Raw genomic sequence first — 14,173 nt, forward strand, 5'->3', positions numbered from 1 at the left:
CGCCCGGAATCGCCCGGAATTCAGACCTCGGGGCGCAACATGGGCGGATTCAGCAGAGCGGCTCCCCCGGCCCTGAACAGCTGTGCGGGCCGACCGCCCTGACGGGTCGTCGTTCCGCCGGTGGGGACGAGGAAGCCGGGGGTGCCGGTGACCTTGCGGTGGAAGTTGCGGGGGTCCAGGACGACGCCCCAGACGGCCTCGTAGACCCGGCGCAGCTCGCCGACGGTGAACTCGGGCGGGCAGAAGGCGGTGGCGAGGGAGGAGTACTCGATCTTGGAGCGGGCGCGTTCGACGCCGTCGGCGAGAATGCGGTCGTGGTCGAAGGCGAGGGTGCCGGCGTCCCCCGTTTCACGGTTGCCGTGGTCGCCGTGGTTGCCGTGGTTGCCGTCGAGCAGGTCGCCCACCGGGGCCCAGCGGGCGCTGCGGGCATCACCGCCGGCCCGGGGGGCGGGCAGGTCGGGGGCGAGCACGAGGTGGGCGACGCTGACCACGCGCATCCGGGGGTCGCGGTGCGGGTCGCCGTAGGTGGCCAGCTGCTCCAGATGGGCGCCGCTGCGGGCGCGCAGCCCGGTCTCCTCCGCAAGCTCCCTGGCCGCCGCCCCGCCCAGGTCCTCGTCGGCCCGGACGAAGCCGCCGGGCAGCGCCCAGCGGCCCTGGTAGGGCGGCTCGCCACGGCGTACCACCAGCGTGCACAGCGCGTGGTGACGCACCGTGAGTACGACGAGGTCCACGGTGACGGCGAAGGGCGGGAAAGCTGACGGGTCGTAGGGCGGCATGGCGGTGATCTTAGTCGTCTGCCTGACGATAAGCAGCCGGTTGGCACAGCAGTCGCCGGGGCGGTCGCACAGTCATCAGCTCACGTGCCGAGCTGAAGGCCGGGCGCGGCCTCCTCGACCATGGCCATGCCCAGCCTGCTGATCCGTACGGAGAACGGCTCCTCGGCCACCCGCAGCCCGGAGAACTGCACGGCGCCGAGCGGGGCGCTGCCCATCGGCCGCACGGCGACGGTCCGGTCGGGGGCGTCGGGGCGTACTCCGGCCAGGGCCGTGAGCAGATGGACCGCGCCGGCCGCGGCGACGGCCGCCGGGCGGCCGGCGGTGGGATGCGGGGCTGGGGCCCGGTCGGCGGTTCGCTGCTCCCCCGCGTACATCTCGGGGAGCCGGTGGCCGAAGGTTTCAGCAGCGTCGAGCACGCCCCTGAGCAGGGCTGACGCCTCCTTCTCATAGCCCGCTGCGGCGAGCCCGGCGGCTGCCACGGCGCTCTCGTGGACGCGTACGGCTCCGCCCCGGTGCCCGAAGGGATTGTGTCCCGGGGCCTTGGCCGACAGGGTGCGCAGGCCCCAGCCGGAGTCGAGGTCGGGGGCGCCGAACAGCCGGGCGAGCTGCTCGGTCTGCGCCTTGTCGAGCAGTCCTTCGGCGAGGCGGCTGCCGCCCAGCAGGCCGGTGTCGAGCAGATGGGCGGCGGCCGAGCCGAGGTGCGGGGCCGGTCTGCCGTCCGGCGCGAGGGCGGCGGCCGGGCGGCCGCCGGCCCGGTCGTCGAGCCAGAAGTCCTCGCGGAAGCCGCGCCGCAGCTCGGCCGCCCGCTCCCGCCAGCCTTCCGCGCCCGGCCGCCCGTACGCCTCCAGCAGGTCGCCGCCGTGCAGCATGGCCCGGTGCGCGTGAGCCTGGACCTCGCAGCGGGCCGGGCCGCCGGGGGCCGGGTCGGGCACATAGCCGTCGTCGTTGAGGGCGGTCAGCAGCCAGTGCAGGCAGCGCTCGGCGGCCGGCAGCAGCGCCTCGGCCTCGCGCTCGGGCAGTCCCCAGCGGCGGGCCTCGGCCAGAACGGTCACGAAGAGCAGGGTCGCCTCGACCCCGGAGCAGGTCGGCGGCAGATGGGGCCCGGCGTGCCGCAGGACGCCGGGCACCTTCCCGCTGCGGGGGTCCTGGCGGCGGGCCAGGGTGCGCAGAGTGCCCGCGGCGAGCCGGGTGCCCAGCGGCAGCACCATGCGGGCCGCCCACAGGGCGTCGGCCGGCGCCAGACCGAGCCGCCACGGGGCCCCGGCCGCCGTGTGGACATCGGCCGGCCGCGCCGGGTCGCGCAGCAGCAGGGCCCGCAGATCGTCTAGGGCGGCGCGCAGCAGCACCCCGGCCCGCGCGTCGTCGCAGGACACCTCGGCCGCCGACCAGGGCACGGGCACCGTCCCCTCCCGCTGGCCCGGCTGTCCTCCCGCCGAAGGCAGGGAGCGGGGCCGGGCTGGCTGCCCGCCCGGTGTGGCCTCCAGGACGGCGCGCAGTTCGACGGTCCAGGAGCCTCCGGGCGGCACCGACAGGTCCCAGCGCAGCAGCCCGGCCGAGGCCAGCGCGCTGTCCGGCGCCGGATGGGCGGTGATCCGCGCCCCCACCCCGTCCCGCGACCAGCGCAGCCCGGAATCGCAGACGCTGGCCGGCAGGTCCGGCCCCGTCCGGCCCGAGGCCACGGCGGCCAGGTCCGCCAGGTCGGTGCCCAGCCCCACCTCCACCGGCAGCCGCAGGCCTCTCGGCCCGGTGTTGTGCACGGTGATCCGCTCCGCGCCCCCGGCCGTGCGCAGCCGCTCCACGGTGACCGCCGGGTCGGGGCCACCGTCGGCGCCGGTGCGCACCACCGCCACGAACCGGGCCCGGCCCGCCGCGACCAGCCCGCCCTGAACCGGGATCGGGGCGATGCCGGCGATCCGCAGTTCGCAGCGCGCCAGCACCCGACGGCCGTCCTGGTAGAAGCCGTCCAGTCCCTGACCGAGCAGCTGACCGTGCGCCGCCGAGACCGCGAGCGCCGGTGCCGCGACGCACATCACCGCGTCGTGCACCGGCTGCGGGCCCCGGTCCGGCCGGCCCGGCTGGACCGGCGGAGTGTTGTGATGCGGGCTCATGCCACCTCCCAGCCTCCTCGGCTCTTTGGACACACCCAGGTGAACGGCCGGGTGGCCGCTCGGGTCACGGGCCGTCTACCGTTCCTCCCCGGGAGGCCGTCCCCCTGTCGGCCGCCAGCACCGGAATGAGCAGCCCATGGCCGTGTACCGCCAGCCCGGAACCGTCATCACCGACCACACCTTCCTGGTGCCGCTGGACCACGCCGATCCGGCCGGCGAGCGGATCCAGATCTACGCCCGCGAGGTCGTGGCGGCCGGCAAGCACGACCACGCCGACCGGGAAAGGCTGCCCTGGCTGCTGTTCCTGCAGGGCGGTCCCGGCGGCCGCTCACCCCGTCCGCTGGGCAGCGACAGCTGGCTCAGCCGCGCCCTGGAGGACTACCGCGTGCTGCTGCTCGACCAGCGCGGGACCGGCCGTTCCACCCCGGCCACCCGGCAGACGCTGCCCGCGCGAGGGGACGCCTCCGCCCAGGCCTCGTATCTGGCGCACTTCCGCGCCGACTCGATCGTTGCCGACTGCGAGCTGATCCGGCGTGAACTGCTCGGCGAGGACGGCCGATGGAGCCTGCTCGGCCAGAGCTACGGCGGCTTCTGCGCGCTCACGTATCTGTCGTTCGCCCCCGCAGGGGTACGGGAGGCGTTCATCACCGGTGGCCTCGCCGGGCTTCGCAGCAGCGCCGAGGACGCCTACCGGGCCGCATACCCGCGCGTCGAGCGGAAGGTGGCTGCGCACTACGCCCGCTACCCCGAGGACGTCGCCACCGTACGGACGCTGGCACGGCACCTGCGCGACAACGAGGTGACGCTGCCCGGCGGCGGTCTGCTCACCGCCGAGGCATTCCAGTCGCTCGGGCTGCTGCTCGGCACCGGCACCGGCTCGCACACCCTGCACTATCTGCTGGAGGACGCCTTCGTGCCGGGTGCGGCGGCGCCGCTGCTGTCGGATTCCTTCCTCGCCGAGGTCCAGAGTCATCTGTCCTTCGCCGGCAATCCTCTCTACGCGGTGCTGCACGAGCCGACCTACGGCCAGCGGTCGGTCCCACCGCGGCGCACCGGCTGGGCCGCGGAGGCGGTGCGTGGTGAGTTCCCCCAGTTCGACGTGGACAAGGCACTCGCGGGCGATGGTCCCGTGCTGCTGACGGGCGAGATGATCTACCCCTGGATGTTCGCCACCGACCCCGCCCTGGTCCCGCTGCGCGAGACCGCGCACCAGCTGGCGCTGCGAGAGGACTGGCCCGATCTGTACGCCCCGGAGCGTCTGGCCCGCAACGAAGTCCCGGTGGCGGCGGCCGTCTACCACGACGACATGTATGTCGACACGGCCGACTCGCTGGCCACCGCCCGGGCCGTGCGGGGCCTGCGTACCTGGGTCACCGACGAATACGAGCACGACGGGCTCCGGGTGAGCGGCGGCCGGGTCCTCGACCGGCTGATCCGGCTGGTCCGCGGCGAGGTTTAGCGCAGGTCCCGGGGCGCCCGAGCCGCTGTCGCCGCAGCTTGCGCAGGCAGCCGCGCAGCGGCTCGGGGTCCAGTCCGTTGTTGAGCGCCGCATGCAGCAGCCGGGCGAAGGTGTAGTCCGGGTCGAGCGCCAGGGCGCGGCCGAAGGCGACCCGTGCGGTGGGCTCGTCACCGGCGGACCAGGCCACCCAGCCGGCGAGGGTGAGCGGAGCCGCGGCGTGGTCCTCGAATGAGCGGACGCAGCGCCGGGCCAGGGCGCGCCACAGCCGGAGCGCCGGTTCGGTGTGCGGGGGCTCCATCCATTCGGCGGCGTGGTCGCGGGTCACGCGGTCCTGGAGGCCGAGGATGATCGCCGCTGCCTCCGCGTCGTCCAGGAGCAGGTCGTCGCAGGTGTCGCCCCTGAGCCCGTCCTCCTCGGGCGGCGCCTCACGGAACCGCTTCAGGGCGGCTTCGGCCAGCGCCAGGGTCTCGCTGCGCACCGTCTCGACGGCGTCCTCGTCCCCGCCGAGCATCCGGGGCACCAGCTCCGCCGCCGCGGCGTCCAGTGCCTGTTCCTGGAGGGCGGACGTGGCAGTGGCCGGCGGCGCGAACCTGGCCTCCATCTCCCGCAGCGAGCCGCGCACCCGGATGCCCGCGTAGACGGCGGCTGCGGCCATGACGGAGTCCACGGAGGGGCTGATCTCGGCGCCGTCCGGCGGACAGCCGCAGCCGGTGTCCGCACAGGTGTAGGACCACCAGCGGCCGTCCGACACGCACAGCGCCTCGATGACGGGTACGTCGAGGGCGCCGCACGCGACGCGCAGCAGCTGGGCGAGCGGCCGCATGCGCTCCATGGTCTGCGCGGGCCGCTCCCCGTCGGCCGGTTCCGGGCACAGGAAGACGACGATCGAGTCGGGGCGGCCTCCTCGCTGCTCGCTGCCGCGCACCAGGCACTCGGCGAGCTCGGTGGCCACATCGGGCCACTCCAGCGGATCGGCGGGAATTCCGAGTCGCAGCCTGCCGCCGAAGCGGCTGTGCCTGCCGTGCAGGGCCACCATCACGACGCTGTCGGTCGGATGGAAGCCCAAGAGGTACGGAAGCGCGTCGGCCAGCTCGGCCGGGCTTCGCAGGGTGACCTTGGCCGTGTGAGCGGGCCGGGGCGACTGGTCGGGCTGGGTCTCGTTGTGCTGAGTCATGATCCGAAGGTGACGCAGACGGGCGATCTCCGCCAGGCCCCTCCCGAGACCTGTGGATAACCCGTGAATATCGGCATATAAGCAGCGAGTTGGTTATCCACAGGCCGCGGGCCGGAGCTCGCACTTTGTCAGTGCCATCGGGTTGAGTGGGGGACATATCCGCAACGGCCAGCACCGCACCGCGAGCCGTCATCTGCCACAAGGGTCGGAGATTCGCCTCGTCCGGCGCCTCAACGGGACAGGACACAGTCGCCGCACAGGGCGCCTCTGCCGCCGGGCGCGGCACGGTAGATCAGGCAGCAACTGCGGCGCCGGAAGGCTCCGTCGGGTGCGGTGGTGCTCGCGTCTCGCAGCGCAGGGCCGTCCAGGAGGAGCGAGGTGATCGCGACGGTCCGACCGGTGAGCTCCGGGCGGGCCGCTTTCAGCATGGTCGCCGCTCCGTTGACGGCCGATGCGGTGTTGCCCCGCAGGATGTGCGGGGAGACCGAGAACGGCCCCATGGCGTCGGCCAGTTCGCGCAACGGGCCGTCCAGCAGGCAGCGGCCCAGCCGGTCGGCCAGCCGCGCCGGCGGGTCGGCGGAGCCGGAGCCGGTGCCGAAGGCGTCATGGGGCAGCGACAGGGGGACCGGGCCGCCGAGAACGGGCTGCCACCGCAGGTCGGCGAGACGGGGGGCGAGGACCAGTCCGTGCAGCACGGCGGCGGCCAGGGCGGGCGACACCAGCCGGGCGGCCAGCCCGAGATGGGCCACTGAGGCCGCCACCCGTGGTTCGATCGCGCCGGGCGGCTGCCCACCAGCGGCGGCCAGCCAGTCCCGTACCGCGCTCACGCGGGCTTCGAGCAGCGGGCGGGACATCGGCTCCCAGGGCCCGGACGGCTCGGTGCCGGGTGGGTGGGTCCGTACGGCGAAGAACGGGCCGAGCGCGGCGATCTCCTCGAACGCCGCGCCCGCCGTCGCGGGACTGGTCATGCGGGGAAGGGGTCCGGCTCACGTGAGGGGGCAGTGGTGTCCGGACGCGAGGGCCGCAGCAGACGTTCGGCCAGGGGCGCGAAGGCCAGGCCGATGGCCGTCCAGAGGATGAGCTGGGCGGCGACGGAGTAGAAGCGGAAGGCGAACAGCACGTCGGCGGGGAAGCCCGAGTAGACGATGGTCCCCTTGGAATCGGTCAGCGGCAGCGGGGTCTCGGTGGCGTGGTTGCCGAAGTTGTCCTTGTTGTACGCGAGGTGGCCGAGCGGGGGCAGGATCAGCATCACGATCCCGATCGCGACGACGAACGCGGCGACGGCCAGGAGCGTGGCGTTCCAGTTGCCGAAGCGTGCCTGGAGCCGCTTGCCGAGCCAGACGGCTCCGACAAGGAAGGCGATGGAGCACACGACCATGATCAGGTACAGGGCGCTGCGGGCCTGGATGGTGTCCTCGTGGCCGATGGCGGGAGGATTGGCCGGGTACTTCAGGAACGGCACCAGGTACAGGCCGAGAAAGCCGCCTCCGGCGACCAGCAAGGCGAGGGTGCGGGCCCGCAGGGCGCCCACCCGGCCCAGGCAGACGGTGTAGGCGACGGCGAACAGGGCGCCCATTGCCATGCCGAAGAAGACCATGCCGACGCCGATGCCGACGTTGGCCTGGATGGTGCGGCTGAACAGATCGGGACCTGCGGCCTCGACGGTCAGCCCCGCCGCCTTGTCCAGGGCCGCCTGGGCGGCGTCACGGCCGCTCTCGTAGTCGATGGCCTTGGCGATCTGCGGCTCGGCGAAGATCCGCGCGAAGACGAACACGAGCAGACCCGCGACCGCGCCGACGAGAACGCCGCGCAGTATCAGTTTCTTTTCCACGTCGAGTTGTCCGTACGTCCGGGTGCCGATGGGGTCAGTGGCAGGGGAAGCCGAGGAAGTGGCGGGCGTCGTGGACGAACTCGTGGATGTGCATGTCCTTGCCGAAGACCGAGACGGCGCCCTGGTCGACGCCGATGAAGTAGTAGACGGCCAGCGCTATGAGGACGGTGCCGACCAGCCAGAGCACGGACTTCGATACGGGCAGGACGACCGGCGTGGACACCGGGCGGGGTGTGGAAATGCTGCTCAAGGTGAGCTCTCCTTCGGGGATCGTGCGTCCCTTGCGTGTGCGGGCGTTGTGAGGGCTCAGTGTCTGACTCGCCGGCCACCTTCCGGTGGCAGGCTCACAGTGGCGCGACCGTGCTGGAATTTCACCAGCTTCCTTATGCCATCACTGCACATGGAGCGTAGGGCTCGCTTCCGCAACGCGTCAATCAGGCCTTTTACAAGCTTTGTCCCCGGAATTGCCGGGCCGTCGAACAGGGCCTGTCCGGCTTGCGCATACTGGATATTCCGTCAGCCGCTGGAGTGCGCGTGTCGATGATTCACAACCTCCGCAAAGCCGTCCGTCTCGCCGACCGGCGCCATCGCCGTGTGGACCTCAGCCACCCGGCCCGGTCCCCGCTCGGCAGCTCTGTCGTGAACTGCGTGGTCTATCTCGACGGCGTTCGCCAGATCGGCCACTGCCCGGCCGACGAGGCGATCGAGCTGGTCCGCAAGAAGCACGGCAAGGGCTTCGTATGGATCGGCCTGTACGAACCCACCGAGGCGGAGTTCGCCGGGATCGCCGAGCTCTTCGGGCTGCACCCGCTCGCCGTCGAGGACGCTGTGCACGCCCATCAGCGGCCCAAGCTCGACCGGTACGACGACACGCTGTTCACCGTCCTCAAGACCGTCCGCTATGTAGAGCACACCGAGCTGACCGCCACCAGCGAGGTGGTGGAGACCGGCGAGATCATGGTTTTCACCGGCCCCGACTTCGTCATCACCGTCCGGCACGGCGGCCACGGCTCCCTCGGCCCGCTCCGCGAGGGCCTGGAGGCCACGCCCGAGCACCTCGCCAAAGGCCCGTCGGCCGTGCTGCACGCCATCGCCGACCATGTCGTCGACCACTACCTCGAGGTCACCACCGCCATGGAGGCCGACGTCGACCTGGTCGAGATCGAGGTCTTCTCCGATCACCACGGCCGGGGCGCCGACGCCGGCCGCATCTACCAGCTCAAGCGCGAACTGCTGGAACTCAAGCGGGCGGTCGCCCCGCTCGGCCGCCCCCTCCAGCAGCTCGCCGAACAGCCGTCACATCTGGTCGATCCCGAGATCCGCAAGTACTTCCGCGACGTCGCCGACCACCTCACCCGCGTAACCGAGCAGGTCAACGCCTTCGGCGAACTCATCAACTCGATCCTGCAGGCCAACATCGCGCAGATCAGCGTGGCCCAGAACGAGGACATGCGAAGGATCACCTCCTGGGCGGCGATCCTCGCCGTCCCCACCATGGTGTGCGGCGTGTACGGCATGAACTTCGATCACATGCCCGAGTTGCACTGGACCTACGGCTACCCGCTCGTCCTCGGCTTCATCGCCACCGTCTGCTTCCTCATCCACCGCGGCTTCCGCCGCAACGGCTGGCTCTGACACTTACGCGCCCCGGTGGGTTTCGTGAAGTAGGGGGTGCCGGCGGTGACGGCCACGCCGTGGCGAAGGGCGTTCGCGGCGATGGCGGGCTCGTCGGTGCCGTCGGGCAGCCGTAGCCCTGGTCCGGGCGGGCGAGCCGACCAGTTCGAGGGCGGTCTCCTGCAGTGGGCGGGGGACGAAGAAGCTGTCGACGACCTGGATCGCGCGCAACCGCTCCAGTACCGGACCGCGGGCGGACAGGGCCCCGACGTGCAGGCTCGGGGAGGCCGCCTTGGTGAGCGAGCGCACGTGAATGACGACGCCGTCCGGATCGTCGGCGTCGACCGGTATCGGGACGGGCCGCAGACCGGCGGCGCGGGCGACGGCGAGCATGCCGGGACAGGTGGGTGATTCGACCAGGACGGGGGAACCGGGGGCGGCCAGGACCCGTAGGGCGGTGGTGAGGGCGCTCTGGCCCCTGCGGTGAGGCCGACCTCGCCGCCGACAAGCCGGAGCTGCTCGCGGAGCTCAAGTCCTCCTGGGAGGCCATAGCCGGCGGGCTGCTGCCCTACCCCGCCTCCTGAGAGGCGGACAGGCCCTGGTCGTCTACCCGGCCAGGGCGAGGACGAGCGGGAGCACCTGGTCGGCTCCGGTCTGGCGCAGGAGGCGTGCGCCTACGGCCAGGGTCCAGCCGGAGTCGGTGTAGTCGTCGACGAGCAGGACCGGGCCGGGGGTGCCGGCCAGGGCGGCGGCGAGGTCGTCGGGCACGGTGAAGGAGGCGGCCAGGGCGCGCAGCCGCTGGGCGGAGTTGCTGCGGTGCGCGGCATGTTCGCCGGCCTGCGGGGTGTAGGCCAGGCTGCCCAGCAGCGGGAGCCTGCCGACCCGGGCCAGGCCCCCGGCCAGGGAGGCGACCAGCTGCGGGCGGGTGCGGGACGGCATGGCGACGATGCCCACCGGCCGGGCCACCGCGTCAGGGGAGCCGCTGGCCCAGCCGCCCGGCGAGCGCGCCCAGTCGGTCACCACCGTCACGACGGCGGCCAGCACTTCGTCCGGAACCGGCCCGTCCGCGGCCTGCGCCGACAGCAGCGGACGCAGGCGGTTGCCCCAGCCGATGTCCGACAGCCTGCCCAGCGCACGCCCGGTGACCGCCTGCTGGCCCACGGGGATACGGCCCTTGAGGTCTACCCCGACCGCGGGCATGCCCGAGGGCCACATCCGGCGCGGCTCGACCTCGACCCCCGGGCGGTCCAGCTCACCCGCCGCGCCCGCGAGAGCGCCGGGCGAGACGGCGGGATCGAGCCAAGGCCCGGCGCAGGAGTCGCAGCGACCGCACGGGGCCGCCTTCTCGTCGTCGAGCTGCCGCTGCAGGAACTCCATCCGGCACCCCGTGGTCGCCACGTAGTCCCGCATGGCCTGCTGCTCCGCCTCCCGCTGCCGGGCCACCCAGGCATACCGCTGCGCGTCGTACGCCCACGGCTGCCCCGTGGCGGCCCAGCCCCCCTTCACACGCTTGACGGCCCCGTCCACGTCCAGGACCTTCAGCATCGTCTCCAGCCGCGAACGCCGAAGATCCACCAGCGGTTCCAGCGCCGGCAGCGACAACGGACGGCCTGCCTGCTCCAGAACCGCCAGCGTGCGCCGCACCTGCTCCTCGGGCGGGAAGCCCACAGAGGCGAAGTACGCCCAGATCGCCTCGTCCTCCCGCCCCGGCAGCAGCAGCACATCCGCATGGTCCACCCCACGCCCCGCGCGCCCGACCTGCTGGTAATACGCGATCGGGGACGAGGGCGACCCCAGGTGCACCACGAACCCCAGGTCGGGTTTGTCGAAACCCATCCCCAGCGCCGAGGTCGCCACCAGCGCCTTCACCCGGTTCGCCAGCAGATCCTCCTCCGCCTGCAACCGATCGGCGTTCTCCGTCTTCCCTGTGTAGGAGGCCACCGGATACCCGCGCTGCCGCAGGAACGCCGCCACCTCCTCCGCCGCCGCCACCGTCAGCGTGTAGATGATCCCCGAACCCGGCAGATCCCCCAGCCGCTCCCCCAGCCACGCCAGCCGATGCGCCGCGTCCGGCAGCCGCAGCACCCCCAACCGCAGACTTTCCCGGTCCAGCGGCCCCCGCAGCACCAGTGCCTCGGCGCCGCCGGTCCCCAGCTGCTCGGCCACATCCGCGGTCACCCGCGCGTTCGCCGTAGCCGTCGTGGCCAGCACCGGCACGCCGGGGGCAAGCTCGGCAAGCATCGCCCGCAACCGGCGGTAGTCCGGACGGAAGTCGTGGCCCCAGTCGGAGATGCAGTGCGCCTCGTCGACCACGAGCAGACCGGTCGTGGAGGCCAGCTTGGGCAGCACCTGCTCGCGGAAATCCACGGAGTTGAGGCGCTCCGGACTGACAAGGAGGACGTCGGTCTCACCGCGCTCGACCTCCCCGTAGATGGCGTCCCAGTCCTCCGGGTTGGCCGAGTTGATGGTGCGCGCCCGGATACCGGCCCGCGCCGCCGAGTCGACCTGGTTACGCATCAGCGCCAACAGCGGCGAGATGATCACCGTCGGGCCCGATCCACGCCGCCGCAGCAGTGCGGTGGCAACGAAGTACACCGCCGACTTGCCCCAGCCCGTGCGCTGCACCACCAGTGCCCGCCGGCGCTGCTCCACCAGGGCCGCCACCGCCTGCCACTGGTCCTCCCGCAATCGCGCGGAACCCCCCGGGGCACCGACGAGCTCAGCGAGGATGGCATCGGCTTCAGCGCGGAGCTCCAGGTTGTCCATGCCCCCATGCAACCCGATGGCAAGGACAATCGACCAATTCACCCGGCGTGACAAAGAGCTCCCGGCTCGCCGTACGCCGGCGGGGTCACCCGGACCGATGCTGCTGGTCGACTACTTCACAGAAGCCCGACGGACTCTCGCGGTGGTTGCCCGACCGCTCCGCCGTTCGGGTGTAACAGGCTTGTTTCCGCTGGTCCTGGCCCTAATGGGCTGACCGGGCGTCAGAAAACCGCTGGAGGGGATCTATCCGGCGGAAAGGCCGATACCAGGTCGAGTCGACAAAGTCGACGTTGCCGCATGCCCGTACGGGAGCCAGAATTGGACGTGGATCCCCCGACCGGCTCTTGGAGCCCTTGACCGGCGTGCGCCCGCGCCCCGGCGGCTGAGGGAACCGTCCATGAAGGGAGGACCGTGACCATCGGCTTCGCTCCGGCGCGCACCGCCAGCACCTCCTCCCGTCTGGCCCGCACCCTGGAAGCGGCCGAGTGGACCGCGGCGGGCATCCCTCTGCTCACCAACCCCCGAGAGGTCGTCAAGGACCTGCACACCCGGCACCTTCCGGCTCCGGGCACCGCCGTGGTGGCGGTGTTCTCACCGGACGGACGGCTGACGGCCAGCGCCTCCTTCGCTCAGCGGGCCGACACCACCGACGGCTGGGAGCGCCGCAACGCGATCCTCGCCCACCTGCGCCGGGTGACCTCGGACGACCTGCGACGCCGGCACCCGGTGCGCACCGCCGTGCTGCTGGTGTGCCGGGACGGCGAACCGGGCTGGACGGAGACCGACGGCGCCTGGATGTGGGGCCTGCGCGACGCCTGCTCGCTGTACGGGCTGCGCAGCGGCGCCTACATCACGCTGACCCGCGACGGCTGGCATGTGATCGGCGAGAACCGCGGCGGCCGCACCCCGAAAGCCGCGTCCTGGTCGGAGACGCCGGGCGGCGCAGCGGCTCTGCGCCCCACCGGGGCGCCCGAGGCACTGCGCCGCGCGGCGGCCCGCTGAACCAGCCCGGCCGGAGCCCGGGGTCAGGCGTTCGCGCTCGCGCCGAGCAGCCCGTTGATGCGCTGCGGGTCACCGCACACGATCAGCAGCGCGCCGGCCCGGGCCATCGCCGTGGGCAGCGTTCCCGCCGTCGTGTCGTCCGTACCGCCGTTGACCGCGACGATCACGACCGGGCGGCCCTTGGCGCGCTCGGCGTCGATGCCCGCGTAGAACACGTCGTCGCCGGCCTCGTACTGAGCCCAGTACGACGTCTCGCCGAAGGACAGCTCGTGCGCCGCCCATGGGTGCTGCTCGCCGGTGGTCAGCACCAGGATGTCGCCAGGCGCACGACCGGTGTCGAGCAGCAGGTCGACCGCCTCGTCGGCGGCGTCGATCGCGCCGTCGGCGGGGGCCGGGATGAGCTGGAACTGCGCGGCGGCGGCAGCGTCGGCCGGGGCCGGCGAGAGCTCGCCGTCTCGCGGCGAACGCTGCTGCTGCGGCGGGACCGGCCCGCGGGCAGGACCGGGACGGCCGGGCCGGGCGCTCGCGCCGGACGCACCACGCGGAGGCGCGGGGCGAGGTGCGGCGGGACGCGGCCCGGGACCGGGGACAGGGCGGGGGGTCGGTGCGGGACGGCCGGCGGCCGGTGCTACGCGGGGACCCGGGACACTCTCGTGAATCTGAGGCTCCTCGGAGGAGAGAGGCATGTGGTGATGTCTATCAAATGCACCTTGCGGGCGCAGCGGCGGGTAGGTCACAACTCGGGTCAGAATTCGAAACCGAGTTGCTCCCCGGGGTCCGCCGTTACCCCTGTCCGTACCTTTTTCAGATGCTGCCAGCGCGGCAGCACATCGAGATACGCCCACGACAGCCGGTGGTGCGGGGTGGGACCCAGCTCCTCCAGCGCGGCGCGGTGCACCGGCGAAGGGTACCCGGCGTTGTCCTCGAAGCGGAACGGGATATGGTCCGCGCCCAGTTCCGTCATCATGGCGTCCCGGTGCACCTTGGCGATCACGGACGCCGCCGCGACCGCCACGCAGGACTGGTCGCCCTTGATGACCGTGCGGACCCGCCACGGCCCGCCCAGGTAGTCGTGCTTGCCGTCGAGGATCACCGCGTCGGGTGTCACCGGCAGCACGTCGAGGGCGCGTACGGCGGCGAGCCGCAGCGCGGCCGTCATACCGAGCTCGTCGATCTCCTGCGGTGAGGCGTGCCCGAGGGCGTACGCGGTCACCCAGCCCGTCAGCACCGCCGCGAGTTCGTTGCGGCGCTTGACGGTGAGCAGCTTGGAGTCGGTGAGCCCGTCCGGCGGGCGGCGCAGTCCGGTGACCGCGGCGCAGACGGTGACGGGCCCGGCCCAGGCCCCGCGCCCCACCTCGTCGATGCCGACGACGACCTTGGCTCCGAGGGTGGCGCGCAAGGAGCGCTCGACGCTGTGGGTGGGTGGCTGGTACGGCATGGCAA

The 14,173-nt window shown here is 72.7% G+C and carries 12 protein-coding genes, 1 pseudogene and 1 riboswitch; of the genes and pseudogenes, 3 read left to right on the plus strand and 10 right to left on the minus strand.

Translation table 11 applies throughout. From position 1 onward, the window contains the following. Positions 1–20: 20 nt before the first annotated feature. Both OG607_RS11675 and OG607_RS11680 read right to left on the minus strand, forming a co-directional pair. On the minus strand, positions 21–776 hold the full coding sequence (locus OG607_RS11675) for an NUDIX domain-containing protein (RefSeq protein ID WP_405722261.1): 756 nt from the start codon (positions 774–776) through the stop codon (positions 21–23). 80 nt (positions 777–856) lie between these two features. Beyond that, positions 857–2,884: a glycogen debranching N-terminal domain-containing protein gene (locus OG607_RS11680; protein ID WP_405722263.1), complete on the minus strand. Its 2,028-nt coding sequence runs from the start codon at positions 2,882–2,884 to the stop codon at positions 857–859. Positions 2,885–3,020: 136 nt separating this feature from the next. On the opposite strand from OG607_RS11680, the gene OG607_RS11685 reads away from it, so the two are divergent. Continuing rightward, the gene (locus tag OG607_RS11685; RefSeq protein ID WP_405722265.1) at positions 3,021–4,343 is read left to right on the plus strand and encodes an alpha/beta fold hydrolase; all 1,323 of its coding nucleotides are present in this window, start codon (positions 3,021–3,023) and stop codon (positions 4,341–4,343) included. Here the strand turns inward: OG607_RS11685 and OG607_RS11690 are convergent. From OG607_RS11690 to OG607_RS11705, 4 genes are all read right to left on the minus strand, one after another. Further along, on the minus strand, positions 4,255–5,517 hold the full coding sequence (locus OG607_RS11690; RefSeq protein WP_405722266.1) for a DUF4192 domain-containing protein: 1,263 nt from the start codon (positions 5,515–5,517) through the stop codon (positions 4,255–4,257). The genes OG607_RS11685 and OG607_RS11690 overlap by 89 nt on opposite strands. Positions 5,518–5,747: 230 nt before the next feature. Then, on the minus strand, positions 5,748–6,485 hold the full coding sequence (locus OG607_RS11695) for a (2Fe-2S)-binding protein (protein ID WP_405722268.1): 738 nt from the start codon (positions 6,483–6,485) through the stop codon (positions 5,748–5,750). Continuing rightward, positions 6,482–7,348 (minus strand): CbtA family protein, encoded by an 867-nt coding sequence (locus OG607_RS11700; RefSeq protein ID WP_405722270.1) that lies wholly within the window; start codon positions 7,346–7,348, stop codon positions 6,482–6,484. Before OG607_RS11700 ends, OG607_RS11695 begins: the two co-directional genes overlap by 4 nt. Before the next feature lie 34 nt (positions 7,349–7,382). Beyond that, complete coding sequence (locus OG607_RS11705) at positions 7,383–7,598, minus strand: CbtB domain-containing protein (protein WP_405722272.1); 216 nt, start codon at positions 7,596–7,598, stop codon at positions 7,383–7,385. A 59-nt stretch (positions 7,599–7,657) separates the two neighbouring features. Next, positions 7,658–7,731: riboswitch (cobalamin riboswitch) on the minus strand. Positions 7,732–7,888: 157 nt separating this feature from the next. Between OG607_RS11705 and corA the strand changes: the two genes are divergently transcribed. After that, the gene (gene corA / locus OG607_RS11710) at positions 7,889–8,983 is read left to right on the plus strand and encodes a magnesium/cobalt transporter CorA (RefSeq protein ID WP_405736691.1); all 1,095 of its coding nucleotides are present in this window, start codon (positions 7,889–7,891) and stop codon (positions 8,981–8,983) included. 23 nt (positions 8,984–9,006) lie between these two features. On the opposite strand, the pseudogene OG607_RS11715 reads toward corA, so the two are convergent. After that, positions 9,007–9,612 (minus strand): annotated as a pseudogene (locus tag OG607_RS11715) (hypothetical protein); the annotation flags it as partial. Then, a complete protein-coding gene (locus OG607_RS11720) occupies positions 9,569–11,728 on the minus strand; it encodes a RecQ family ATP-dependent DNA helicase (RefSeq protein ID WP_405722273.1) in 2,160 nt (719 codons plus the stop codon). The gene OG607_RS11720 and the pseudogene OG607_RS11715, both read right to left, overlap by 44 nt. A gap of 411 nt (positions 11,729–12,139) precedes the next feature. Between OG607_RS11720 and OG607_RS11725 the strand changes: the two genes are divergently transcribed. Next, on the plus strand, positions 12,140–12,730 hold the full coding sequence (locus tag OG607_RS11725) for a hypothetical protein (protein WP_405722275.1): 591 nt from the start codon (positions 12,140–12,142) through the stop codon (positions 12,728–12,730). A 23-nt stretch (positions 12,731–12,753) separates the two neighbouring features. Here the strand turns inward: OG607_RS11725 and OG607_RS11730 are convergent, their stop codons facing one another. Further along, on the minus strand, positions 12,754–13,416 hold the full coding sequence (locus tag OG607_RS11730) for a hypothetical protein (RefSeq protein WP_405722276.1): 663 nt from the start codon (positions 13,414–13,416) through the stop codon (positions 12,754–12,756). A 59-nt stretch (positions 13,417–13,475) separates the two neighbouring features. Then, entirely contained in the window at positions 13,476–14,168 is a 693-nt protein-coding gene (locus OG607_RS11735; protein ID WP_405722278.1) for a ribonuclease HII, read from the minus strand. Positions 14,169–14,173: the final 5 nt, after the last annotated feature.

This window comes from Streptomyces sp. NBC_01537, from assembly GCF_045040445.1.
Classification (GTDB): domain Bacteria; phylum Actinomycetota; class Actinomycetes; order Streptomycetales; family Streptomycetaceae; genus Actinacidiphila.

Coding starts and splice junctions, on each gene's coding strand:
- OG607_RS11735 (WP_405722278.1), bottom strand. CDS start 14,168: ATGCCGTACCAGCCACCCACCCACAGCGTCGAGCGCTCCTTGCGCGCC.
- OG607_RS11720 (WP_405722273.1), bottom strand. CDS start 11,728: ATGGACAACCTGGAGCTCCGCGCTGAAGCCGATGCCATCCTCGCTGAG.
- OG607_RS11695 (WP_405722268.1), bottom strand. CDS start 6,485: ATGACCAGTCCCGCGACGGCGGGCGCGGCGTTCGAGGAGATCGCCGCG.
- OG607_RS11680 (WP_405722263.1), bottom strand. CDS start 2,884: ATGAGCCCGCATCACAACACTCCGCCGGTCCAGCCGGGCCGGCCGGAC.
- OG607_RS11675 (WP_405722261.1), bottom strand. CDS start 776: ATGCCGCCCTACGACCCGTCAGCTTTCCCGCCCTTCGCCGTCACCGTG.
- OG607_RS11685 (WP_405722265.1), top strand. CDS start 3,021: ATGGCCGTGTACCGCCAGCCCGGAACCGTCATCACCGACCACACCTTC.
- OG607_RS11690 (WP_405722266.1), bottom strand. CDS start 5,517: ATGACTCAGCACAACGAGACCCAGCCCGACCAGTCGCCCCGGCCCGCT.
- corA (WP_405736691.1), top strand. CDS start 7,889: ATGATTCACAACCTCCGCAAAGCCGTCCGTCTCGCCGACCGGCGCCAT.
- OG607_RS11730 (WP_405722276.1), bottom strand. CDS start 13,416: ATGCCTCTCTCCTCCGAGGAGCCTCAGATTCACGAGAGTGTCCCGGGT.